This is a genomic window from Haemophilus haemolyticus, assembly GCF_001008205.1.
Lineage (GTDB): Bacteria > Pseudomonadota > Gammaproteobacteria > Enterobacterales > Pasteurellaceae > Haemophilus > Haemophilus haemolyticus_Q.
Genome location: NZ_LCTK01000031.1, coordinates 106,866 through 130,802, shown reverse-complemented (window position 1 = coordinate 130,802; position 23,937 = coordinate 106,866). Strand labels below are relative to the sequence as shown.

Sequence of the window (23,937 nt, the reverse complement as noted above, 5' to 3'; positions counted from 1 at the left end):
AATTCACCTTAAATTTCTGTACCAAGTCCGATATAAAATTGAATATTTTTGCTGTTATCTTTATCACGAATCGGGGTGGCAATATCAAATTTAATTGCGCCCACTGGTGATGCCCAACGGACACCAACGCCTGCGCCATAACGTAATTCTTTAGTGGTGTAATCATTGGCTGCTAAGCCACTATCTGCGAAGGTTGCCGCCCACCAATTCGGATAAACTTGATATTGATATTCTAAAGAACCCGCAAGTAATCGTGAGCCACCAACCAATTTTCCGTTTTTATTTTTAGGCGCAATTTTTTTATAGCCGTAACCGCGTACACTGCGATCGCCACCAGCAAAGAAACGAAGTGCGGGCGGAATTTTTTCAATATCCTTTGTATGTAAATACCCAACTTCAGCACGAGCAACGATACGGTGATTTTCTGCATAAGTACGAATCCATGCGCTCGAAGCTTGCACTTTTATAAAAGAAGATTCTGATAGCCAAGTTCGGTTGCTTAAATCAAAGGTAATTTTTTGTACATCGCCCCAAGTTGCAAAAGAACCGCCTCGTAATCGGGTACGAGTAAATCCAACAGTTGGATAAAGAAGGAATGTTTTATCGGTTATATCGTCTTGTGTAAAACTATCGTATCGCGCACGAAGTCCGCCAAAATATTGCCAGCCATGCGCGTTGTTCCAATAACGTAATGCGGACAACGTAAGCGCTCTCGTATTGGTATCATTCTTTTTTTCACCTTCCCAACCAACAGAAAAATCGTAGTAGTAATTTAACGGATTTTTTAGCAGTGGCATTCGATAAGTTGCCTCTAAAGTTTGTTTTGGTGCTGAGAGATAAAGATTGGTACGGAAACTATGTCCACGGCTATTAATCCACGGTTTTGTCCAACCAATTTGAGTGTGCACGCCACCATCAGTTGCAAAGCCTACGCCTAGTTCCATCGCATTTTTTTTACGTGGATAAAGAATAATCTCCACATCTACAGTTTTGCTTTTATGATTAACATTAGGTTGAACTAATACTGAGCTAAACCAATTTGAAGATGAAAAATCGCTGGTTAAATCCGATAAGTTATTCATTAAATACGGATCACCAGGTTTGATGTTAAGAATATTATTTAAGTAATCATCACGAATTTGTGAATGGCTAAAAGTAATATTGCCATAATGATAACGAACGCCACTATCAAATAACATTCGCCACCATGCTTGATGGGTTTCTGGGCTAATTTCTAAACGTGAAATTTTAAATTCCCCATCAAAATATCCACGATTTAATGCTAAACGTGAGATCGCTGTTTTGTAATCATCGTAAGTTTGGTGTTCAACCAAAACACCTTCTTTCGGCAAGTTTTTACGTAACGCATCAAAATTTTCATCTTGTGCGGCTTCCCCTTCAATTTGCACATCAGTGCCCGCAATTTTTGTTGGCTCGCCAGGTGTAACATGAGCAATCAATAAATCACGTTTGCCTTGACGCTGTTTTCGTTCAAAACGCACGGAAGATTCATAATAACCAAACACACGCAAACCACGATCCACAGCTTGAGTGACTAAATGTTGATAGCGTTCAGACCCATCCATTTCTTCTTTGTTAATCAGATGAACATTGAGATCCGTATTACGAACAGCACGGAAACCACGGATGCCTTGAACTTCAATATCAACGGTTTGTTCAGCAAATGCGGGAAAGCAACTTAATGCTAAAAAAAGTGCGGTGAGTTTTAGAGATTTTTTCTTCATTTTAAGGGGCTAAAATTTTTTAAGTAAATTGCGCTATAGTCTACCGAGAAGTTCGTTAGGATCCAATATTTTCAGCGCATTTTGTCGGTTTTTTCATAAAAAAATACCGCACTTCATTACTAAAGTACGGTAATGTTTTCGGCTGTTTTTAATTAATGACCGCCGCAGCCACAGCTGCCGTGACCATGTCCGTGCCCGTGACCACCGCCGCAGCATCCGCTGTGCTCGTGATCATGGTCGTGATGGTGGTGATGACTGCCACAGCCACAACCGTGACCTTCTTCGTCATCATCGTGGTGGTGGCTATGCGCACCGTGAACGTGGCCGTGTGCAATTTCTTCTAACGTTGCTTCACGCGCTGCGACAACTTCAACGGTGAAGTGTAATTCTTGCCCCGCTAACATGTGATTTCCATCAACGACAACTTCATCGCCATCGATTTCAGTAATTACCACTGGAACTGGACCAATGTCAGTATCAGCTAAGAAACGCATGCCGACTTCAAGCTCATCAACACCTTGGAATACATCTTTTGGTACACGTTGAACCATATTTTCGCTGTACGCACCGTAACCTTCTTCAGGTTGTACACGCACTTCAAATTTGTCGCCTACTTCTTTGCCTTCAAGCGCTTTTTCAAGACCGATCACTAAATTATTGTGGCCTTGTAAATATTCTAGTGGTTGATTCGCTGGAGCTTCATCTACCAATACGCCATCTTGTGTGCGAACTTGGTAAGCAATGCTCACCACTACATTTTTTGCTACTTTCATTATGTTTTCCTTATAAAAAATCGGTTAAAAAAAGTCGTACCATTGTAGCGAAAATTATTCCGCGCGCAAGGCTTTACGAATTAATGCACACGAGGCTCTTCGACATCCTCATCATCAAAAAATTCCCCATCGTCACCGTATTCATCGTCATCGGCATTCGGATCTTCAAAATAGGTGCCCCAGCCATCATAAATGCCTTTATGTTTTTCTAATAACGGAAGGATTTCTTTTTGTTGCGCATCAATAATTTCCGCTTTTAATTCTACTTCACTGATAATGTCAAAACAGAAGATGGGGTTGCCATCATCATCTTCAAATTCTTCCGCTTCGGAAACTTCATAACCGGCTTTAAACGCATCTACGGCGATTTTTTCTAACAAATCAAAATCGTGATGAGCAATATGATGCTCAATAATATAAAGCGCATCCGGGTCACTACCATCGTTAAGTAAATCAGTGATAATTTCACGGGTTTCTGCTTGTAATTCAGCCAATTTTGACATAATAAAATCCTTCAACAAGAACAAAAGTGCGGTTATTTTAGTGGATAAATCACCAAAAGTCGCATAAAATTTCGCGCAATTATTTTCTATAAAAAAGAACCCTTAATCATGCTCGAACAACTCCCTTATTTGGCATTAAAAACTCCGCCAAAAACCACCGCACTTTTAAAGGCTGAATGTGCGGATTTTATTGTAAGAGAGCATTTAGGCTATGAAATGTCAGACGAAGGTGAGTTTGTTGCGTTGTATGTACGCAAAACAGATTGCAACACCTTATTTGTTGGCGAAAAATTAGCTAAATTTGCAGGTGTTTCTGAACGCAATATGGGATATGCGGGGTTGAAAGATCGTCGAGCGGTGACAGAACAATGGTTTTGTTTACAAATGCCAGGAATGGAAACGCCCGATTTCAGTCAATTTGAATTAGATGGCGTAGAGATTTTAACGGTTACTCGACACAACCGAAAAATTCGCACGGGTAGCCTTGAGGGAAATTATTTCGATATTTTATTACGCGGTGCAGAAGAATCTGATGAGCTTAAAGCGCGGTTAGATTTTGTGGCAAATTTTGGTTTCCCCAATTATTTTACGGAACAACGTTTTGGTCGAGATGGCCATAACCTCACGCAAGCATTGCGTTGGGCTCAAGGGGAAATCAAGGTAAAAGATCGAAAAAAACGCAGTTTTTATCTTTCTGCCGCGCGCAGTGAGATTTTTAATCTCGTTGTGGCTGCGCGTATTGCAAAGGGTGCAACAAATCAAGTTTTACCAAACGATATTGTGCAATTAGCCGGTTCGCACAGTTGGTTCAAAGCGGACGAAAAAGAAGACTTAAATGCCTTGCAAGTGCGGTTAGAAAATCAAGATATTTTACTCACCGCCCCTTTAATTGGCGAAGATGTGTTGGCCGCAAGCGATATTGAAAATGAAATCGTAAATCAACATTCAGTTTTCGATCCTTTAATGAAACAAGAGAGAATGAAGGCCGCACGTCGTCCATTATTAATGAAAGTAAAAGCGTTTTCTTGGGCATTTGAGCCAGAAGGCTTGCGTTTGAAATTTTATTTACCAGCAGGCAGTTATGCCACGGCATTGGTTCGTGAGTTAGTAAATTATACAGAAGCATAAGGAAGTACAATGCGAATTTTAGTCAGTAATGATGACGGTTTTCACGCGGAAGGCATTCAAGTTTTAGCAACAGAATTAAAAAAAATTGCAGAAGTCATTGTTGTTGCACCCGATCGTAATCGAAGTGCAGCATCAAGTTCACTCACATTAGTGGAGCCACTGCGCCCACGTCATTTAGACAGTGGCGATTATTGTGTGAATGGTACACCAGCAGATTGTGTACATTTAGCGTTAAATGGATTTTTATCTGGCCAAGTGGATTTAGTGGTATCGGGCATTAATGCAGGTTGCAATATGGGCGATGATACGATTTATTCTGGCACATTAGCCGCAGCCCTTGAAGGTCGCCATTTAGGGTTACCTGCTATTGCAGTTTCGTTAGATGGTCGTCAACATTATGAAACAGCAGCGCGAGTGGTGTGTGATCTCATTCCAAAATTACATCATCAATTATTAAATCCTCGTGAAATTATTAATATCAATGTGCCGGATTTGCCTTTTGAAGAATTAAAGGGTTACAAGGTATGTCGCTTGGGTTACCGTGCTTCGTCTGCAGAAGTCATTAAACAAAGAGATCCTCGTGATGAAACCATTTATTGGATTGGCCCTTCAGCATTACCCGAAGATGAAAGCGAGGGAACAGATTTCCATGCGGTGAAAAATGGTTATGTGTCTATCACGCCAATTCAGGCTGATCTTACTGCACATCATTCACTTTCGGCTTTACAAGATTGGTTAGAGCAGGAATAATGGCGCGTTTTACCAAATAGAGAAGAAATATGAAAATTTTCGGTACGATGTACGATAAAACTATGCAATGGTCAACGCATCGCTTTGCGACTTTTTGGCTCTCTTTTGTTAGTTTTATCGAGGCGATATTTTTTCCTATTCCACCTGATGTAATGTTGATCCCAATGTCAATGTCAAAGCCAAAAAGTGCGGTAAAATTTGCATTTTATACGGCAATTGCTTCTGTCATCGGTGGGGTTATCGGTTACGCAATTGGTTATTATGCAACGGACTGGGTGGAAAACATTGTACAACAATGGGGGTATGGTGCTCATTGGGAAAAAGCCATAAATTGGTTTGAGCAATGGGGCGTATTAGTTGTATTTGTGGCAGGTTTTAGCCCAATTCCTTACAAGGTGTTTACTCTCTGCTCTGGGGTAATGCAAATGGCATTTTTCCCTTTTGCCATCACCGCATTTGTTTCACGTTTAGCGCGTTTCTTGCTGGTGGCAAAATTAGCCGCATGGGGCGGTGAAAAATTCGCAGCAAAATTGCGAAAATCTATTGAAATTATAGGTTGGTCAGTCGTTGTGCTGGCTGTCATTGCTTACTTTATATTGAAAAACTAGGATAAAAAATGAATAAATTAGGTCTTATTTTAATGGCTGGATTCGTATTAGTTGGATGTACATCAGAACCAGTTAAAGATCCAGATGCGTTGCCAAACGGCATCATGCAACCAGTAGAAGGTACCGGCGCTGTTGCTGGCGGTAGCTTTATGCCAGAAATTCAAAAAAATACAATGCCAGCACAAACGAAATAATAAAGGAACAATAAGGAATTACTATGAAAAAATCGTTTCTCTTACTCCCTTTGAGTCTTGTTGTATTATCGGCTTGTACCTCTAATTCTCCTGCGCCAATTACCAATGCAGATAACACGCTTTCACCTGGTATTATGCAACCTGTAAATGGCGAGAGCACGGGCGGTTCTTGGCAACCTGAAATTCAAAAAAACACAGTACCAGCGATGGGTGGTGTACCAACAGGCGTGCAAACGCCACAGCCAAATTTCCAACCAACCTATCAACAGCCTGCCATGCCAGCAGCGCCAACACCAGCTCCAGCTCCAGCTCCAGCTGTGCAAACAAAAACAATCACTAAAACGGTTTCTGATTGCGTAGGTTCGCAACATATTAATGTTCCACGCAACCCAAATACCAATGCACCAGATTATAGCCAAATTGAAAAAGGCTCTTACAAAGGCAATACCTATAAAGTAAACAAAGGCGATACGATGTTCTTAATCGCTTACTTGGCGGGGATTGATGTAAAAGAATTAGCAGCATTGAACAACATGACTGAGCCTTATAGTTTGAGCCTAGGACAAACTTTAAAAATCTCTAATTGTGGTACAAAAACAGTGACAACAACGGTTCCAGTAAAACAACCTCCAGCAGCAACAGCAACAACTACTGCAGCTGCACCGACAGCGCCAGCAGAACCTGCTATCACCTATACGCCAGGTGCAAATGGTACGCAAATGGGATCTGATGGCACAATCATTGGCCCAATTAAATCTGGCGCAGGTGTAGCAAATGGCGCACCAGCAATGGTACCAGTCGCGACAACTCCTGTTATCCCTGCGACAACACCATCAGTACCAACAACACCAGTAGAGAACACCAATACACCGATTAATGCCAATGTTGTTGCGCCAATCGCATCAAATGTTGCATGGCAATGGCCGACTTCAGGTAATATCATTCAAGGTTTCTCCAATACTGATGGCGGAAATAAAGGGATTGATATTAGTGGTTCTCGTGGACAAGCTGTTAAAGCGGCTGCATCAGGTCGCGTCGTGTATGCTGGCAATGCTTTACGTGGTTACGGTAATTTAATCATCATCAAACATAATGATGATTTCTTAAGTGCTTATGCGCATAACGACAAAATTCTTGTAACCGATCAACAAGAAGTCAAAGCTGGTCAAGAAATCGCAAAAATGGGTAGCTCTGGTACAAATACTGTGAAACTCCACTTTGAAATTCGCTACAAAGGCAAATCAGTGGATCCAGCACGTTACCTCCCAAGACGTTAATCTTCCTCTAAAAAGAGCGGTGAAAAATCTCAACAAATTTTCACCGCTCTTTTTTATCTAGCTTTTTCCCCTTTCGGCACCTAAAATAGCCGCCACAAAACCTATCTTTATTCAGTTTCAAAGCAGGTAATTAGATGATTTTCGAAGAAAGTTTCCAACAACATACGCCAATGATGCAACAATATCTAAAACTCAAAGCAGAGAATCCAGATATTTTGTTGTTTTATCGCATGGGGGATTTTTACGAGTTGTTTTATGACGACGCGAAAAAAGCAGCGGCATTGTTGGATATTTCTTTGACGAAACGAGGTCAATCTGCTGGGCAACCAATTCCAATGGCGGGCGTGCCTTATCATGCGGTGGAAGGTTATTTAGCAAAATTGGTTCAGTTGGGCGAGCCTGTGGCTATTTGCGAACAAATTGGTGATCCTGCCACAAGCAAAGGGCCAGTGGAGCGTCAAATTGTGCGAATTGTTACACCTGGTACGGTGAGTGATGAGGCACTTTTGCCTGAACGCCAAGACAATCTGATTGCGGCGGTATATCAAGAAAAAGAAAAATTTGGATTAGCCACTTTAGATATGACCTCTGGCCGTTTTCAGCTTTGCGAACCTACGGATAAAGAAACATTGCGTGCTGAATTGCAACGTATTGCCCCCGTAGAATTGCTGTATTGTGAAGAATTTAACGAAATGGCAGCCATAGAACATTGCAAGGGATTACGTCGTCGCCCGATTTGGGAGTTTGAACTTAGCACTGCCATTACTTTACTAAATCGACAATTTGGCACAAAAGATTTACGCGCCTTTAGTGTGGAAAAATCCCCTCTAGGCTTAAGTGCGGCAGGTTGTTTATTGCAATATGCAAAAGAAACCCAACGTACCGCATTGCCACATATTCAAAGCATTAGTTTGATTCAAAATCAAGACTGCATTCAGTTAGATGCCGCCACGCGCAGAAATCTTGAATTGACGCAAAACCTTGCGGGTGGCACAGAAAATACGCTAGCGTCTGTATTGGATAAATGCGTCACGCCAATGGGCAGTCGCTTATTGAAACGTTGGATTCATCAGCCTATTCGTGATGTGGAAAAATTAAAACAACGCCAACAAGCGATTGCGGAAATTCTGAATTTTGATTTGGTTGATGAACTTCAGCCTTATTTGCAATTAGTCGGTGATATGGAGCGTATTTTAGCGCGTGTTGCGCTACGTTCAGCTCGTCCACGCGATCTCACTCGTTTGCGCACGGCGTTAGAACAAATTCCAGAATTACGCACGATTGTTCAACAAAAAACACCGCCATTTTTAACCGCACTTTTCAGCCAAATTGCCGATTTCAGCGAGCAATGTGATTTATTGCAACGTGCATTGATTGAAACGCCCCCGCTTTTAATTCGGGATGGTGGCGTGATTGCTGAAGGTTACCATGCCGAGTTGGACGAATGGCGTATGCTGTCTGATGGTGCAACTCAATATTTGGAAAACTTAGAAAAACGTGAACGTGAAAGCACAGGTATTGATACTTTAAAAATAGGTTTTAATGCAGTGCATGGTTATTACATTCAAATTAGCCAAGGCCAAGCGCATAAAGCACCCATTCATTATGTTCGTCGTCAAACCCTGAAAAACGCAGAGCGTTACATCATTCCTGAACTCAAAGAATATGAAGACAAAGTGCTGAAATCAAAAGGCGCAGCGTTAGCATTAGAAAAGCAACTTTACGATGAATTGTTTGATTTATTATTACCGCACTTAGGTTCATTACAACTGGCGAGCCTCGCACTTTCTGAATTAGATGTATTGGTCAATCTCGCCGAGCGCGCTGATACCCTCAATTACGTGATGCCAACATTCTGTGATGAAGTAAGTGTGAAAATTGAAAATGGTCGTCATCCTGTCGTGGAACAAGTGTTGAAAGATCCTTTTATCGCCAACCCAGTGGAACTCAATCATAATCGTCATTTATTAGTTATCACCGGGCCAAATATGGGCGGTAAAAGTACTTATATGCGCCAAACCGCATTAATTACATTGCTGGCGTATATCGGCAGCTTTGTGCCGGCAGACAGCGCGCGAATAGGACCGATTGATCGTATTTTCACTCGAATTGGTGCGTCTGATGATTTAGCTTCAGGGCGTTCAACCTTTATGGTGGAAATGACTGAAATGGCAAATATTCTTCATCAAGCCACTGCGCAAAGTCTCGTGCTTATTGATGAAATCGGTCGCGGCACATCCACTTATGATGGCTTATCCTTAGCTTGGGCTTGTGCAGAATGGTTAGCCAAAAAAATCCGCTCACTTACATTATTTGCCACCCATTATTTTGAATTAACCGCGTTGCCTGAACAGCTAGAAGGCATCGCCAATATTCATTTAGATGCCCTTGAGCATAACAACACCATCGCCTTTATGCATGCCGTACAAGATGGCGCAGCAAGTAAAAGTTATGGTTTGGCAGTAGCGGCTTTGGCAGGCGTGCCACAATCTGTTATTAAACTGGCAAAACAGAAATTGACACAATTAGAAAAAACATCAGGCCATTCAGCCGATCAGCAAATTCAGGCATTGCGTGAAGCCAATCACACTCAAGGTGAATTATTGTTTGAACAAGAAACGGATGCACTAAGAGAAGCTATTGAAAAACTGGATCCCGATGATTTAAGCCCTAAACAAGCCTTGGCATATTTGTATCAGTTAAAGAAAATGGTGGGGTAACATCTTACAAAAGTGCGGTAAATATTTTACCGCACTTTTTCTTTCCTTAAAGAAATTTTACAGAGTTATTTCGCTTAAATTCCATTAGATAATTCTTCTAGTTGTAATAAATATAGCATTAAATCCTGCTATCAAGCTATGTAATAACGCTCTTTAGACATCATAAATCAAAAACATTCTTATCGCGTAGAATATGGTCATTGCCTTTGCGACGCAAAAATCCCATTCGGTCGAAATATTCCATAAGTTGAACGGTAAGTTTACGCCCAAAATTCAATTTATCACGAACTTCATTTACTGATACTTTACCTTGTTCTTCCGCTATTTGTTTGATGAGTCTTGCATAAGCATAGATGGTTTCAGTTAAGAAAAATCTATCTTTTACGATTGGCGTGAGGTAACCCAGTTTTCCCGCTTTATACATAAAATTACGTATAATTGATTCATCAATAGCGAGTGCATTTGCCATATCGCGCACCCAAATAGCTTGACCGTTTGCTTTTTCAAACTCGTTTAATACATCTGTCCAACGTGATTTTTCTTCAGTATTAAGCTGAATTTTATGCGCTGGTAGATGAATCCAGCCACGCGTTTGTTGTAATCGACCATCATCAAGCATTTCATCGATAAAATGATGAATTAGATTTTCTGGCTGATTCAATGTTGCCATTCGATATAATCTGGCTTTGCTTACACCAAGTTGATCATTATGTTGCTCGTGATAGGTATTAAGCACGGTTAAAATTTGCTGCGTTTTTTCTTGTACGTAATTAGTATTAAAACACCAATCTTGATAACGTACGGCGTCCCGCTCAGCGAGTGCTTTATCTAATTGGAAGGAAGTCAGTTGTTCCGTCCACATTAATTGGCGTGCGGTTGTCGCATTATGTAGAAGGGTAAGTGCAATGCGTTGCGAAGCATTCTCTGCCAATGCTAAATTCGCTAGGAAATTTAACCGCACTTCAGTACGTTTATGACGTTTTGGCGAGTTTATTTCCAATACTCGTGCGCCGGCAATTAAGGTTTTTGTATCGCCACTGCGTAAAATAAGTTTGTCTCCAAAGGCCAAGAATAATGGTGAATCTAATATGATTTCAGCCAAAGTGCGGTCATTTTTAGCGGCATTTTTTCCCTGTAATAAGGTGAGCTTACCCGTAGTGCGACTCGCTCCGTGATAAATATGCACAGGTTGGCTTTCATTTAATGGTATTTCAGCCAAAATTTGTACACTGATGCGATCTGTTGGTGAGAGAGGTTCATCCTGCAATAACCAATCGCCTCGTTTCATTGGCGTGCGGTCTAAATCAGCATTTAAATTTAACGCTAAACGTTGACCCGCAATACCTTGTTCGCTTGATGTATTTTGTGCGTGAATCGCTTTTACACGAACTTTCTGTCCAGAGGAAAGGTAAAGTTCATCGTTAACTTTCACTGTTCCTGAAAAGGCTGTTCCTGTCACGACGGTACCCGCCCCTTTTACGCTGAATACTCGGTCTATTGCATAGCGGAAAGGTTTCTGGGTATCAGATAATTCAGGTAGATTAGCTAAGTAATGACGTAATTCATTAATTCCTTGCCCCGTTTCTGCTGAGGTAATGAAATAGTTGGCATCGCGTAAAAAACTGTAATCTTGTTTAATTGTTTGGATTAACGATTCAATTTGCTCTGGATTTGTACGATCTGCTTTTGTGATGACAACAATAATTTCATGGAATTGAAGTTGGCGTAAGATTGCTAAATGTTCTTTCGTTTGCGCTGCAATACCTTCATCCGAAGCCACAATTAACATTGCATAATTCACTCCACCTAAGCCTGCCAGCATATTTGACAAGAATTTCTCGTGCCCAGGTACATCAATAAAACCAAGCACTTTGTTTTCTAAAGGTAGATAGGCATACCCCAAATCAATGGTCATTCCGCGTTTTTTTTCTTCTGGTAAATGCGCGGTACTTGTGCCAGTTAATGCTTTTAATAATGCTGTTTTGCCGTGATCAACGTGACCTGAAGTAACAATAATCATAGTTCGTCCAATGTATTTAATAATGTTTCAATATCCACAAGGCTACGTAAATCTAGCCACATTTTTCCGTTTTCCATTCGCCCAATAATAGGTTGAGAAAGTTGTTTAAAACGAGCTAAAAGTGCGGAAAGTTTTGCGTTTGTTTTTTCTGCAATCGTAACAGCCACGGAAGGGATTTTTTCCATTGGTTGTGAGCCGCTACCGATTTGTGCTTGGCTATCTTCAATTTGAATCTCAAATTGTGAATTTAAGCGAGATTCTAACCGCTCTTTGAGACGCGTAGCATTTATTTTGAGTTGTTCTAATGGTTGCGTGAGTAATCGCAAGATTGGTAACTTTTCAGTTAATTTTTCAGGATTTAAATATAAACGTAATGTGGCTTCTAAGCCGGCTAAAATGACTTTATCGCAACGTAATGCACGCTTGAGTGGGTGTGCTTGTAATTGTTCGATCCATTCTTTTTTACCCACGATAATACCTGCTTGCACACCGCCAAGTAATTTATCGCCAGAGAAAGAGACCAAATCCACACCTTGTGCGACTTTTTCTTGCACGGTAGGTTCTTTTGGCAAGCCATATTGGCTTAAATCAACTAATGCGCCGCTGCCTAAATCAGTTACTACGGGTACATTCATTTCTCTCCCCAGTTCTGCGAGTTCTTCTTCTGAAACTGAAGAGGTAAAACCACAAATTTGATAATTGCTGCTATGCACTTTCATTAAAAAAGCCGTATTTTCAGTGATAGCATTACGATAATCTTTCAGGTGAGTACGATTAGTGGTGCCCACTTCCACTAAATGGCATCCAGCTTGTTCCATTATATCTGGAATACGAAATGCACCGCCGATTTCAATTAATTCGCCACGAGAAATAATTACTTCTTTACCTTGAGCAAAAGTCGCCAGAATTAACAATACCGCAGCGGCGTTGTTATTCACTATACAGGCTGCTTCAGCACCTGTGAGTTTGCATAATAATTCGCTGATGTAATTATCGCGATGACTACGCTTGCCTTCATCTAAATCATATTCAAGCGAAACATTTTTTTGCATCGCAGAAAGCGCTGCCTGTTGTGCTGCTTCAGACCAAAGTGCCCGCCCAAGATTTGTGTGTAACACCGTACCAGTCAGATTATGCACCGCTTTGATTTGTACTTGGTTTTGTTTTTGTAGGCGAGAATGAATTTCTACAAAAGTGCGGTCAAAATTAGAAAAATATTCAGGAAGTTGATTATTTTTTTGAATAAATTGACGAGCTTGCGTTAATAATTCTCGACACGTTGCCACGACAGCAGTGTGACCAAATTCGGTAATAAGTTGTAAGCCTTGAGGTGTTTTGAGAATTTTGTCAACGGAAGGAAGTTGTTGAAAAAGTGCGGTCATTTTTGAATCCGTTTAAAATAACGTTGAATTGCCGATTAATTTACGCTAAAGTAACTGCAATTTCAACCACGGAGGGGCGTCATCTCCGGTGAGGTGGCAGGATTTCAAATCCTGTTGAGGACGCCAGCGTTCTTGGGTGGGTTCGACTCCCATTCCCCTCCGCCATCTATATATTTCATTTTTATCATTTCTATTTTTTATAAAAATAAAAGCGGCCAAAACCGTTTTTTATTTTGACCGCCCTTTAGGATTAATACCTAATTATTTTGCTGGAATGTCTGCGAGTACTCTTGTCAATAAATCCCAATAGGTTTGCACTGTTGCAATTTCCACTTTCTCATCTGGTGAGTGAGCATTTCGAATTGTTGGCCCGATAGAAATCATTTCAATGTGTGGATAATGTTCTTTTAAAAGCCCACATTCTAATCCTGCGTGAATGACTTTCACTACAGGTTGCGAGCCTAGCACTTCAGCATAATGTTTGCGAGTAACGTCTAAGATAGTTGAGTCATTTACCGGTTGCCAGCCCGGATAAGGCGCAGAAAACTCGACTTTTGCATCCGCTAAGATTGCAAGTGAGCTAAGCATTTCAGTCACGTAATATTTACCGCTTTCAATTAATGAACGAACTAAAATGGTGCTTTTTACAACATTTCCTTCTGTTTTCAATACGCCAACGCTTAATGAGCTTTCTACAACATTTTTAACTACATCACTATTGCGGATTACGCCGTTTGGCAATACGTTGAGTGCGTTAATTACTGTTTGAGTACTTTGTGCGGTGAATACGGCAGGGGCTTTTTCTGCTGATTCTACAAAAAGTGTGAAATTAGGTTCTGCAATTGCTAATTCTTCTTTAAGAACAATCGACAGATTTTCTACCGCACTTTCTATGGCTTTTACATCGCCATTAAAGGCTAATACGGCTACAGCTTCTCGAGGAATTGCATTACGAATTGAGCCACCACGAATTTCAGAGAGAGCAAAGTGCGGTTCATTTTGAGAGAGTTTTGCTAATACTCGTGCTAACACTTTGATTGCATTTGCACGCCCTGTATGGATATCGCCGCCAGAGTGGCCGCCACGTAAACCTTTAAGGATAATTTGTGCGCTGTGTTCAAACGTATTGGTTTCATATTGAACTGGAATTTCAAAGTTTGCGTTAATGCCACCCGCGCAACCAATGTAAATTTCGCCAATTTCTTCGGTATCTGTATTGATTAAAATTTCAGATTGTAACCAGTTATGACGTAAGCCTTTTGCGCCATCCATCCCTGTTTCTTCTGTCATTGTTAAAAGCACTTCAAGAGGTGGATGCGCTAAATCATTGCTTTCTAACACCGCTAACGTAGAGGCTAAACCGATACCATTGTCAGCTCCTAGTGTTGTGCCTCGTGCTTTCACCCATTCCCCGTCAATATAAGGTTGAATAGGATCTTTGGTAAAATCATGTGGGTTGCCTTCATTAGCCTGTGGCACCATATCTAAGTGCGCTTGTAGAACAACAGGCGTGTGATTTTCCATTCCTTTCGTAGCGGGTTTACGAATGAGGACATTCCCAACTTCATCGCGTTCAACAAAAAAATGCTTTTCTTTCGCCCAATTTACAATAAAGTTAGCTAACGCATCTTCATGATGAGAAGGGTGAGGGATTGCACAGATTTGATCGAACCATTTCCAGAGTAATGCTGGTTTAAGTGTTGTAATTTCAGACATAGTCACTCCTTTTTACTGAAAAATTTCATGAAATAATAGCATAAAACGCCATTTCGGGTTATCCTTACGCAATTTTTATTTATCGATAAATTTCTAAGGTGCAATTATGAGCGAAAAATATGTGGTGACTTGGGATATGTTCCAAATGCATGCCCGCAAATTATCTGAACGTTTACTTCCGGCTTCTCAATGGAAAGGTATTATTGCGGTGAGTCGCGGTGGTTTATTTCCAGCAGCTGTTTTGGCTCGCGAGTTAGGTATTCGCCATATTGAGACTGTTTGTATCGCAAGTTATCACGATCATAACAATCAAGGTGAATTACAAGTTCTTCATTCCGCTCAAGTACCAGATGGTGGTGAAGGATTTATCGTGGTAGATGATTTAGTTGATACGGGTAATACAGCGCGTGCGATTCGTCAAATGTACCCTAATGCAAAATTTGTGACTGTATTTGCAAAACCTGCAGGTGCAGAATTAGTGGATGATTACGTAATTGATATTCCACAAAATACTTGGATTGAGCAACCTTGGGATTTAGGTTTAACCTTTGTTCCACCTCTATCTAGAAAATAATTTTTATACAGATACAGAATAAAAGAGCGGTCAAAATAAAAGAAATTTTGACCGCTCTTTGTATGAGAATTATAAATTATTCTTCATCTTCTTTTGCCCATTCTAATGAGCGTTTAACTGCTTTTTTCCAGCCTTTGTAGCGACGTTCGCGTTTTTCATTGTCGCTGTCGGGACTGAAGGTGCGTTCTACTCGGGCTTTATCGCGAAGCTCGTCTAAATCTTTCCAGAAGCCTGTTGCTAAACCAGCAAGATAAGCAGCACCTAGAGCAGTCACTTCTTTTACAACTGGTCGCTCAACATTTACATCTAAAATGTCAGCTTGGAATTGCATTAAGAAGTTATTGTTGGTTGCGCCGCCATCTACACGGAGATATTGTAAGCGTTCACCTGAATCTGATTGCATAGCCTCTAAGACATCGCGGGTTTGGTAAGCAATAGATTCTAAGGTTGCACGAACAATATGATTACGGTTTGCTCCGCGAGAAAGACCAAAAATTGCACCGCGCGCATACGGATCCCAATATGGTGCACCTAACCCAGTGAAAGCTGGAACAACATATACGCCATTACTATCAGTCACTTTTTGGGCGAAGTATTCAGAGTCAAAACTATCGTGAACAATTTTGAGTTCATCTCGGAGCCATTGGATTGATGCACCTGCAATAAATACAGAACCTTCTAAGGCATATTCTGGTTCGCCTTTTGCATTACAAGCAATAGTTGTGAGTAGTCCATTTTGGGATGTAATGGCTTTGTTACCTGTGTGGAGTAACATAAAGCAGCCTGTGCCATAAGTGTTTTTGGCTTGGCCTGAATGTACGCAAAGATGTCCGTAAAGAGCAGCTTGTTGGTCACCAGCAATCCCTGCAACAGGAATACGAACACCGCCTTTACCACCGATATTGGTTTGGCCGTAAATTTCAGAAGAATTACGGACTTCAGGTAACATTGAACGAGGAATATTCAAGATTTCAAGCATCTTGTCGTCCCATTGTTTGGTATGAATGTTGAATAACATGGTACGAGATGCATTGGTGTAATCGGTTACGTGCACTCGGCCTTGAGTCAGTTTCCATACAAGCCAAGTATCAACGGTACCAAATAATAATTCTCCTCGTTCCGCTTTTTCTCGAGCTCCTTCAACGTTATCCAAAATCCATTTCACTTTTGTACCAGAGAAGTAAGGATCAACCACTAAGCCAGTGGTATTACGAATATATTCTTCATGACCATCGGCTTTTAATTTATCGGTAATGTCTGCTGTACGGCGACATTGCCAAACGATAGCGTTGTAAACAGGTATACCCGTTGCTTTTTCCCATACAATGGTGGTTTCACGTTGGTTGGTGATACCTATAGCGGCGATTTCATCAGATGTAATGCCTGCTTTTGCAACGACTTCGTTTAAAGTTGAGCTTTGAGTTGCCCAAATTTCCATTGGGTTATGTTCTACCCAGCCTGCTTGAGGGTAAATTTGAGTAAATTCACGTTGTGCAATTTCAACCACATTCGCATTATGATCTAATAATACTGCGCGAGAGCTTGTTGTGCCTTGGTCTAATGCAATGATGTATTTTTTGTCTGTCATAGTATTACTCCTTCAAATAATTATTCGCAGCCGCAATTACAAGGTAAATTGCCGCCAATTGCTTTTTTGTATAACCATGCACCAGCTAATGCGCCTAAAACAGGTGCAATCATTGGAACGATAAAATAAGGGATTTCGCGTCCGCCAGTTAAAGCGAGTTCGCCCCAGCCTGCTAGGTAAGCAAAGAATTTTGGTCCGAAGTCACGTGCTGGATTCATGGCAAAACCTGTTAAAGGGCCCATAGCACCACCAAGAACTGCAATTAATACACCAATTAGTAATGGAGCAAGTGGACCACGAGGTACACCATTTCCATCGTCAGTTAATGCCATAATTAATGCCATAAGAATTGCAGTAATCACAAATTCCACAGCAAAGGCTCCACCAATGCTTAAACTTGGATGAGGATAAGTGGAGAATGTACCCGCAAGGCTTAAACTTTCTTGTGTACCACGAACAATGTTATGAGAAGTTTCATAATCGATAAAAACATTGTGGTATAAGGCATAAACTAATGCTGCAGCAAAGAATGCGCCGAGCATTTGTGAAATGATGTAAGGAATTACTTTTTTGCAATCAAAGCAAGCAAATTTCCAAAGGGCAATGGTTACTGCTGGGTTTAAATGTGCGCCAGATAAACCAGCTGTTGCATATACTGCAAGTGCAACGCCCATCCCCCACATAATGCTGATTTCCCACAAGCCAAAACTAGCGCCTGCTACTTTTAGTGCTGCAACGCAGCCCACACCAAAGAAAATCAATAAGGCTGTACCTAAAAACTCGCCAATACAGTTCGCTTTTAATGATTTATCCATAGATCACTCCTTAGAAGTGCGGTTGAAATGAAGGGTGTTTTCCCTAAATAAAAGGGAAGAAGAATTTATTAGAAAAGAATACGGAGTATTTTGAAATAGCCTCCTTATTTGAATTCTAGGTTAGAACACCTAGATTGATTATGATGTCACTCAGTTAGAGTAGACTTTTGGCTTCTTCGATATAGAAACCTAGTTAACCGTGGGTATGTTTACCCACGGTTGTGAGGGATATTATTTTTTCCCTTTTAAGAATTCCACGCCAGTATCTGGGAAATCAGTAAATACGCCTGTTGCACCTGATTTATTCAATAATGCATCGTACATTTGATTTACATCTGTGAAGAACTCTGGCAATGCGTCTTTACGCACTGTATATGGATGAAGTTCAACTTTGTATTGAGCAAGCTCTTTTACTAATGGTGTGTATACAATGTTGCCTGGTTTAGATTGTTCTTTATCTACTAACATATACCAACCAGGGCCAACACCATCAGCGTATTTCACTACTTCTGCCATTGCACCTGGTTTAAACATCCAATCGTAATCGTAGTTTACCCATTTACCTTTTGCATCTTTTTCTTGCGTTTCTTTCCAATCTGTATAAGCCACTAATTGAACTAATTTCAAATCCATGCCCATTTTTGGAAGTAATTCTGTTTTGATACGTTTTAACTCATTAAAGTCGAAAGTTTGTAAGTAAACCATATCGGTTTTCTTATCATAGCCATATTTTTTCAACACTTTGAGCGTTTCAGCTGCAATATCTTTGCCATTTTGATGGTGGAACCAAGGTGCTTTGATTTCTGGATAAATCCCTACTTTTTTACCAGTCGATTTTTCTAAGCCTTGGATAAATTCAATTTCATCTTCAAAGGTGTGAATTCTGAAGTGTGATTTCCAAAGTGGGAAACGACCAGGATAAACTTGTGCTTGTTTGCCATCTTTGGTTTCAAAGTTTTCTGTCATTTCTAAACTTTGAATTTCTTTTAAGGTAAAGTCGATGACATAGTAACGACCATCTTTACGGTGACGATGTGGGAATTTTTTTGCTACATCAGTCAATCCATCTAAAAAGTGATCGTGAATAACCACTAAACGACCATCTTTAGTCATTGCTAAATCTTGCTCTAAATAATCAGCATGTTGTGCAAACGCAAGCGCTTTAGATTCTAAAGTATGCTCTGGTAAATAACCGCTAGCACCACGGTGAGCAATAATGATTTTGTCTGATTTCATTTGGGTGTTTGCCATGCTTGATGAATGGCTGCTGCAACCAGCAAGTACGCCAGCTGCTAATAAAGAAAGGGCTAAAGTTTTAAGTTTCATAAGTATTTTCTCCTTAAGAGTGCGGTAAATTTTATAGAGTTTTTAGATTTTAGTTACAAAAAAGGCGACTAAGCATTTGCCCGCCGCCTTTTTTAAGCTAATTATTTAGTACCGTAAGTATCGCCTAATTTCGCTTTGTGTTTACCTTCTTCAACCATTACGATGAAGAGTAATAACACCGCTAAGACACCACCACCGATCATGACGTAGAAACCACCGTCCCATCCGTAATGTTGAGCAGCCCAACCGATAACTGCTGATGCAGAAACAGTACCGCCTAAGTAACCGAATAAACCAGTGAAACCTGCTGCAGTACCTGCTGCTTTTTTCGGTGCTAACTCAAGAGCATGTAAACCGATTAACATTACAGGACCGTAGATTAAGAAACCGATTAAAGTCATTAAAATGAAGTCAGTTAATTGGTATGGGTTTTGATACCATGCGCTATAGTTTGCTAATTCAGCTTCTGGTGTAGCTGGGTTCATCCAGTATGCAACAACCGCTGCAGTGGTTAAGATCATGAAGATGAAACCTGTTAAACCACGTTTACCTTTGAATACTTTATCTGATACCCAACCACATAATAATGTACCTGGAACCGCTGCTAATTCATAGATTGTGTATGCCCATGCGGTACCTTTGATGTTGAAGTGTTTTACTTCACTCAAGTAAACCGGAGACCATTTTAATACGCCGTAGCGGATTAAATATACGAATACGTTAGCAATCGCAATGTACCATAACAATTTGTTTTTCAATACATAAGTTACGAAGATTTCTTTTGTGCTTAAATCGTTTTCGTAAGTTTTTTCGTTATAGTCATCTGGGTAGTCATTACGCCATTTTTCGATTGACGGTAAACCACAAGATTGTGGAGTATCACGCATGACGAAGTAAACAGGAATTGCACAGATCATTGCAGCAATACCTGGATAGTAGAGAGATTGTTGCCAAATGTCTTTTGCTTGTGCTTCAACACCGTGAGTGCTGAAGAAGACAGCACTTGCTAATAGCACCATTGCACCTGGCATCATACCACCGATGTTGTGCGCGGTATTCCAGATAGATACGATAGTACCGCGTTCTGATTTAGACCACCAGTGTACCATTGTACGACCACATGGAGGCCAACCCATACCTTGGAACCAACCATTTAAGAAGATCATCGCCCACATGATAGCGATGCCTGAGGTTGCCCATGGGAATAGACCCATTAAGGTCATACATAAACCAGATAGTAATAAACCAAATGGTAGGAATACACGAGGGTTAGAACGGTCAGACATACCAGCCATTACGAATTTTGATAAACCGTAAGCAAGGCCAGCTGCAGAACCGATTACACCAAGCTCAGCTTTTGTATAAAGACCAGCTTGAATTAAACCAGGTTGTGCTAAGTCAAAGTTTGCACGCACGAAATAGTATGCGGCATAACCAAAGAAGATCCCTGCGAATACTTGCCAACGTAAGCGTTTATACGTGGAATCAATTTTTTCCGCTGGAAGTTCCGCAATATGCGGAGCGGGTTTGAATGGTCCAAACATAATTTTTTTCTCCAACTTTTAATTATGTGTAAGTTTTATTCACCCTTTATTAGACAGTAAGGGATAGGCGCATAATAAAAGAAAATAAAAAATAAGGAAGTAAAAAAAGTAAAAAATGTGAAGTGTTTCACAAAATTTTTACACCATTTGAGCGAATGCGAAAATTATTGTGATCGGTATCACAAAATTGTTTTCTTTTGCGCTCAAAATGTTGTTAATTTGGCCGCACTTCTCTACAATGCCTGTGATTTTTATATTACTTTTTTGTTAAATTTTGGGAATTGGGGGTAAACATGGGATTATCGCCTAGCATGTACAAAGATGTTGGAGATTTTTCGCCACTCAGTACCGATGTCATTATTATCGGTGGTGGCGCAACGGGTGCAGGTATTGCACGTGACTGTGCACTTCGTGGCATTGATTGTATTTTATTGGAACGCCGCGATATCGCGACGGGTGCGACAGGACGCAACCACGGATTATTACACAGTGGTGCGCGTTATGCCGTGAACGACCAAGAATCTGCTGAAGAATGTATTAAAGAAAACCGTATTTTGCGCAAAATTGCGCGTCATTGCGTAGATGAAACGGAAGGCTTATTTATCACGTTGCCTGAAGATTCTCTCGACTATCAAAAAACCTTCCTTGAGAGCTGTGCAAAATCTGGAATTGATGCGCAAGCTATTGATCCTGACTTAGCTAAAATTATGGAGCCTTCTGTAAACCCAGATTTAGTGGGCGCTGTCGTTGTGCCAGATGGTTCTATTGACCCATTCCGTTTAACCGCCTCTAATATGATGGATGCGACAGAAAACGGCGCAAAAATGTTCACTTATTGCGAAGTAAAAAATTTGATTCGTGAAGGTGGAAAAGTGATTGGTGTGAATGTGTACGATCACAAAAATCGTAGAGAACGCCAATTTTTTGCACCGCTTGTTGTGAATGCTGGTGGTATTTGGGGACAAGGAATTGCGGAATATGCCGATCTCAAAATCAAAATGTTCCCTGCGAAAGGTGCATTGCTTGTAATGGGTCATCGCATTAATAAACTTGTAATTAACCGCTGCCGTAAACCAGCTGATGCGGATATTCTAGTTCCAGGCGATACAATTTGTGTTATTGGTACAACGTCAAGTCGTGTTCCTTATGATCAAATCGATAACATGCAAGTGACGCCAGAAGAAGTAGATATTCTTTTCCGTGAAGGTGAAAAACTTGCACCGAGCTTGCGTCATACTCGCGTATTACGTGCTTATGCTGGGGTACGTCCATTAGTTGCAAGTGATGATGATCCATCAGGTCGTAATGTGAGCCGTGGTATTGTGTTACTTGACCATGCAGAACGTGATGGCTTAGATGGCTTTATTACAATCACTGGTGGTAAGTTAATGACTTATCGTTTAATGGCTGAATGGGCGACTGACCTTGTTTGTAAAAAACTCAATAAAACGGCTCGTTGTGTAACAGCGGAGCAACCTCTACCTGGCTCTACTGAAAGCCGTCAAGAGACCAACCAAAAAGTCATTTCATTACCAAGTACTATTCGTTATTCTGCTGTGTATCGTCATGGTTCACGCGCTACTCGTTTGCTTGAAAAAGAACGTTTAGATCGTTCAATGGTTTGTGAATGTGAAGCAGTGACGGCGGGCGAAGTTCGCTATGCAATTGATGAACTCGGTGTAAATAACATTGTGGATTTACGCCGCCGTACACGTGTTGGCATGGGGACTTGTCAAGCTGAGCTTTGTGCATGTCGTGCAGCAGGCTTAATGAACCGTTTTGAAGTGGCAACACCAACTCAATCAACCACTCAACTTTCTGCTTTTATGGAAGAACGCTGGCGTGGTATTGAGCCGATTGCTTGGGGTGAAGCTATTCGCGAAGCCGAATTTACATCTTGGATGTATGGTAGTGTATTAGGTTTGAATGATGTGAAACCGCTTGATGAACAAGCACAACAAGGGACGGATAGCAATGAATTTTGATGTAGCTATTATTGGCGGTGGTTTGGCGGGTTTAACCTGTGGCATCGCCCTTCAACAACGCGGCAAACGTTGCGTGATTATCAACAACGGTCAAGCAGCCATTGATTTTGCATCTGGCTCTTTAGATTTATTAAGCCGTATGCCATCAACTTCAAATGGAGAAGGTCGCGCGGTAGAAAATTTAAAAGAAAATATCACCGCACTTCGTAATGAATTACCTGCTCACCCTTATAGTTTATTGGGCGCAGAGAAAGTGCTTGCTAAAGCACAAGATTTTGAACGTTTAGCCAATGAATTAAATCTTGATTTAATTGGTTCTACGGAAAAAAATCACTGGCGTGTAACAGGTTTAGGCAGTTTACGTGGTGCATGGCTTTCACCAAACAGTGTGCCAACTGTGCAAGGTAATGAACATTTTCCACATAAACGTATTGCAGTGCTTGGTATCGAAGGTTATCACGATTTTCAACCGCAACTTTTAGCGGCAAATTTAGTGTTAAACACACAATTTGAACATTGTGAGGTGACCAGTGGTTTCTTAAATATTCCACAATTAGACGAGCTTCGCAAAAATGCTCGTGAGTTCCGTAGTGTAAATATCTCTCAACTTCTAGAGCACAAACTTGCGTTCAATGATCTCGTTAAAGAAATTATTGAATCAGCGCAAGGTGCAGAAGCGGTATTTTTACCGGCTTGTTTTGGTTTAGAAAACCAAGAATTTATGACCGCACTTCGTGATGCAACTAAGCTCGCATTATTTGAATTGCCAACGTTGCCACCATCATTACTCGGTATGCGTCAACGTATTCAATTACGCCGTAAATTTGAATCCCTTGGTGGTTTAATGATTAATGGTGATAGTGCATTGAACGCAACATTTGAAGGAAATCAAGTCCGTTGTATCAACACTCGCTTGCTCGAAGATGAAGAAATTACTGCAGATAATTTCGTACTAGCTTCAGGAAGTTTCTTCAGTAAAGGACTCATTTCCGAATTCGATAAAATTTATGAGCCAGTTTTTGAATCCGATATTATCGGTGTTGAAGGGTTTAACGATAAAGATCGTTTCACTTGGACTGCTCATCGTTTTGCTCATCCACAACCTTACCAATCTGCTGGTGTAGCAATTAATGCTCAATGCCAAGTGCAAAAGAGCGGTCAATATTTAACGAATTTATATGCCGTCGGTAATGTAATTGGTGGGTTTAATGCGCTTGAGCTTGGTTGTGGTTCGGGTGTCGCAGTTGTAACTGCCTTGGCGGTTGCTGATGAAATCTTGGCGAAATAAG

The 23,937-nt window shown here is 40.8% G+C and carries 19 protein-coding genes and 1 tRNA gene; 10 read left to right on the top strand and 10 right to left on the bottom strand.

Annotated features, from left to right (window positions below):
- Window positions 1-8: 8 nt before the first annotated feature.
- The 3 genes from tamA to rraB all read right to left on the bottom strand — a co-directional run bounded on the left by tamA (window position 9) and on the right by rraB (window position 3,021).
- Window positions 9-1,745: an autotransporter assembly complex protein TamA gene (gene tamA, locus AAX18_RS07355; RefSeq protein WP_046953419.1), complete on the bottom strand. Its 1,737-nt coding sequence runs from the start codon at window positions 1,743-1,745 to the stop codon at window positions 9-11.
- Window positions 1,746-1,897: 152 nt separating this feature from the next.
- The gene (slyD, locus tag AAX18_RS07350) at window positions 1,898-2,518 is read right to left on the bottom strand and encodes a peptidylprolyl isomerase (protein WP_005627146.1); all 621 of its coding nucleotides are present in this window, start codon (window positions 2,516-2,518) and stop codon (window positions 1,898-1,900) included.
- An 80-nt stretch (window positions 2,519-2,598) separates the two neighbouring features.
- On the bottom strand, window positions 2,599-3,021 hold the full coding sequence (rraB, locus tag AAX18_RS07345) for a ribonuclease E inhibitor RraB (protein ID WP_005627144.1): 423 nt from the start codon (window positions 3,019-3,021) through the stop codon (window positions 2,599-2,601).
- A 108-nt stretch (window positions 3,022-3,129) separates the two neighbouring features.
- On the opposite strand from rraB, the gene truD reads away from it, so the two are divergent.
- From truD to mutS, 6 genes are all read left to right on the top strand, one after another.
- Window positions 3,130-4,149 (top strand): tRNA pseudouridine(13) synthase TruD, encoded by a 1,020-nt coding sequence (gene truD / locus AAX18_RS07340; RefSeq protein ID WP_046953418.1) that lies wholly within the window; start codon window positions 3,130-3,132, stop codon window positions 4,147-4,149.
- A 9-nt stretch (window positions 4,150-4,158) separates the two neighbouring features.
- On the top strand, window positions 4,159-4,899 hold the full coding sequence (gene surE, locus AAX18_RS07335; protein WP_046953417.1) for a 5'/3'-nucleotidase SurE: 741 nt from the start codon (window positions 4,159-4,161) through the stop codon (window positions 4,897-4,899).
- 29 nt (window positions 4,900-4,928) lie between these two features.
- Entirely contained in the window at window positions 4,929-5,507 is a 579-nt protein-coding gene (locus tag AAX18_RS07330) for a YqaA family protein (protein WP_005627138.1), read from the top strand.
- A gap of 8 nt (window positions 5,508-5,515) precedes the next feature.
- Window positions 5,516-5,701 (top strand): hypothetical protein, encoded by a 186-nt coding sequence (locus tag AAX18_RS07325; RefSeq protein WP_005627136.1) that lies wholly within the window; start codon window positions 5,516-5,518, stop codon window positions 5,699-5,701.
- A 23-nt stretch (window positions 5,702-5,724) separates the two neighbouring features.
- Window positions 5,725-6,978 carry a murein hydrolase activator NlpD gene (nlpD, locus tag AAX18_RS07320; RefSeq protein WP_046953416.1) on the top strand — a complete coding sequence of 418 codons (1,254 nt, stop codon included), beginning with the start codon at window positions 5,725-5,727 and terminating at the stop codon, window positions 6,976-6,978.
- A gap of 134 nt (window positions 6,979-7,112) precedes the next feature.
- Complete coding sequence (gene mutS / locus AAX18_RS07315; RefSeq protein WP_046953415.1) at window positions 7,113-9,698, top strand: DNA mismatch repair protein MutS; 2,586 nt, start codon at window positions 7,113-7,115, stop codon at window positions 9,696-9,698.
- A 160-nt stretch (window positions 9,699-9,858) separates the two neighbouring features.
- Here mutS and selB read toward each other — a convergent pair whose 3' ends face one another.
- Window positions 9,859-11,718: a selenocysteine-specific translation elongation factor gene (gene selB / locus AAX18_RS07310; RefSeq protein ID WP_046953414.1), complete on the bottom strand. Its 1,860-nt coding sequence runs from the start codon at window positions 11,716-11,718 to the stop codon at window positions 9,859-9,861.
- Window positions 11,715-13,100, bottom strand: a complete 1,386-nt coding sequence (selA, locus tag AAX18_RS07305; RefSeq protein WP_046953413.1) for an L-seryl-tRNA(Sec) selenium transferase — start codon at window positions 13,098-13,100, stop codon at window positions 11,715-11,717. Before selA ends, selB begins: the two co-directional genes overlap by 4 nt.
- 70 nt (window positions 13,101-13,170) lie before the next feature.
- On the opposite strand from selA, the gene AAX18_RS07300 reads away from it, so the two are divergent.
- Window positions 13,171-13,265 (top strand) — tRNA-Sec (locus AAX18_RS07300).
- Between the two features lie 96 nt (window positions 13,266-13,361).
- Here the strand turns inward: AAX18_RS07300 and pepD are convergent.
- Complete coding sequence (pepD, locus tag AAX18_RS07295) at window positions 13,362-14,816, bottom strand: aminoacyl-histidine dipeptidase (protein ID WP_046953412.1); 1,455 nt, start codon at window positions 14,814-14,816, stop codon at window positions 13,362-13,364.
- Between the two features lie 106 nt (window positions 14,817-14,922).
- Here pepD and gpt point away from each other — a divergent pair, with 106 nt between their 5' ends.
- Window positions 14,923-15,390 carry a xanthine phosphoribosyltransferase gene (gene gpt / locus AAX18_RS07290; RefSeq protein ID WP_005626922.1) on the top strand — a complete coding sequence of 156 codons (468 nt, stop codon included), beginning with the start codon at window positions 14,923-14,925 and terminating at the stop codon, window positions 15,388-15,390.
- Window positions 15,391-15,466: 76 nt separating this feature from the next.
- Here the strand turns inward: gpt and glpK are convergent, their stop codons facing one another.
- The 4 genes from glpK to glpT form a co-directional block, all read right to left on the bottom strand.
- The gene (gene glpK, locus AAX18_RS07285; protein WP_005626924.1) at window positions 15,467-16,978 is read right to left on the bottom strand and encodes a glycerol kinase GlpK; all 1,512 of its coding nucleotides are present in this window, start codon (window positions 16,976-16,978) and stop codon (window positions 15,467-15,469) included.
- A gap of 20 nt (window positions 16,979-16,998) precedes the next feature.
- The gene (locus tag AAX18_RS07280; RefSeq protein ID WP_005626927.1) at window positions 16,999-17,793 is read right to left on the bottom strand and encodes an MIP/aquaporin family protein; all 795 of its coding nucleotides are present in this window, start codon (window positions 17,791-17,793) and stop codon (window positions 16,999-17,001) included.
- Between the two features lie 231 nt (window positions 17,794-18,024).
- Window positions 18,025-19,119: a glycerophosphodiester phosphodiesterase gene (gene glpQ, locus AAX18_RS07275; RefSeq protein WP_005626929.1), complete on the bottom strand. Its 1,095-nt coding sequence runs from the start codon at window positions 19,117-19,119 to the stop codon at window positions 18,025-18,027.
- 101 nt (window positions 19,120-19,220) lie between these two features.
- Window positions 19,221-20,663: a glycerol-3-phosphate transporter gene (gene glpT / locus AAX18_RS07270; protein WP_005626932.1), complete on the bottom strand. Its 1,443-nt coding sequence runs from the start codon at window positions 20,661-20,663 to the stop codon at window positions 19,221-19,223.
- Window positions 20,664-20,956: 293 nt separating this feature from the next.
- Between glpT and glpA the strand changes: the two genes are divergently transcribed.
- Complete coding sequence (gene glpA / locus AAX18_RS07265) at window positions 20,957-22,648, top strand: anaerobic glycerol-3-phosphate dehydrogenase subunit A (RefSeq protein ID WP_005629395.1); 1,692 nt, start codon at window positions 20,957-20,959, stop codon at window positions 22,646-22,648.
- Window positions 22,638-23,936 (top strand): glycerol-3-phosphate dehydrogenase subunit GlpB, encoded by a 1,299-nt coding sequence (glpB, locus tag AAX18_RS07260; protein ID WP_005626937.1) that lies wholly within the window; start codon window positions 22,638-22,640, stop codon window positions 23,934-23,936. The genes glpA and glpB overlap by 11 nt, the downstream gene beginning before the upstream one ends.
- The last annotated feature ends 1 nt before the right edge of the window (window position 23,937 follow it).

What these genes read in the sequence shown, in the direction of transcription:
- tamA (WP_046953419.1), bottom strand. Translation starts at nt 1,745, where the DNA reads ATGAAGAAAAAATCTCTAAAACTCACCGCACTTTTTTTAGCATTAAGT.
- slyD (WP_005627146.1), bottom strand. Translation starts at nt 2,518, where the DNA reads ATGAAAGTAGCAAAAAATGTAGTGGTGAGCATTGCTTACCAAGTTCGC.
- rraB (WP_005627144.1), bottom strand. Translation starts at nt 3,021, where the DNA reads ATGTCAAAATTGGCTGAATTACAAGCAGAAACCCGTGAAATTATCACT.
- truD (WP_046953418.1), top strand. Translation starts at nt 3,130, where the DNA reads ATGCTCGAACAACTCCCTTATTTGGCATTAAAAACTCCGCCAAAAACC.
- surE (WP_046953417.1), top strand. Translation starts at nt 4,159, where the DNA reads ATGCGAATTTTAGTCAGTAATGATGACGGTTTTCACGCGGAAGGCATT.
- AAX18_RS07330 (WP_005627138.1), top strand. Translation starts at nt 4,929, where the DNA reads ATGAAAATTTTCGGTACGATGTACGATAAAACTATGCAATGGTCAACG.
- AAX18_RS07325 (WP_005627136.1), top strand. Translation starts at nt 5,516, where the DNA reads ATGAATAAATTAGGTCTTATTTTAATGGCTGGATTCGTATTAGTTGGA.
- nlpD (WP_046953416.1), top strand. Translation starts at nt 5,725, where the DNA reads ATGAAAAAATCGTTTCTCTTACTCCCTTTGAGTCTTGTTGTATTATCG.
- mutS (WP_046953415.1), top strand. Translation starts at nt 7,113, where the DNA reads ATGATTTTCGAAGAAAGTTTCCAACAACATACGCCAATGATGCAACAA.
- selB (WP_046953414.1), bottom strand. Translation starts at nt 11,718, where the DNA reads ATGATTATTGTTACTTCAGGTCACGTTGATCACGGCAAAACAGCATTA.
- selA (WP_046953413.1), bottom strand. Translation starts at nt 13,100, where the DNA reads ATGACCGCACTTTTTCAACAACTTCCTTCCGTTGACAAAATTCTCAAA.
- pepD (WP_046953412.1), bottom strand. Translation starts at nt 14,816, where the DNA reads ATGTCTGAAATTACAACACTTAAACCAGCATTACTCTGGAAATGGTTC.
- gpt (WP_005626922.1), top strand. Translation starts at nt 14,923, where the DNA reads ATGAGCGAAAAATATGTGGTGACTTGGGATATGTTCCAAATGCATGCC.
- glpK (WP_005626924.1), bottom strand. Translation starts at nt 16,978, where the DNA reads ATGACAGACAAAAAATACATCATTGCATTAGACCAAGGCACAACAAGC.
- AAX18_RS07280 (WP_005626927.1), bottom strand. Translation starts at nt 17,793, where the DNA reads ATGGATAAATCATTAAAAGCGAACTGTATTGGCGAGTTTTTAGGTACA.
- glpQ (WP_005626929.1), bottom strand. Translation starts at nt 19,119, where the DNA reads ATGAAACTTAAAACTTTAGCCCTTTCTTTATTAGCAGCTGGCGTACTT.
- glpT (WP_005626932.1), bottom strand. Translation starts at nt 20,663, where the DNA reads ATGTTTGGACCATTCAAACCCGCTCCGCATATTGCGGAACTTCCAGCG.
- glpA (WP_005629395.1), top strand. Translation starts at nt 20,957, where the DNA reads ATGGGATTATCGCCTAGCATGTACAAAGATGTTGGAGATTTTTCGCCA.
- glpB (WP_005626937.1), top strand. Translation starts at nt 22,638, where the DNA reads ATGAATTTTGATGTAGCTATTATTGGCGGTGGTTTGGCGGGTTTAACC.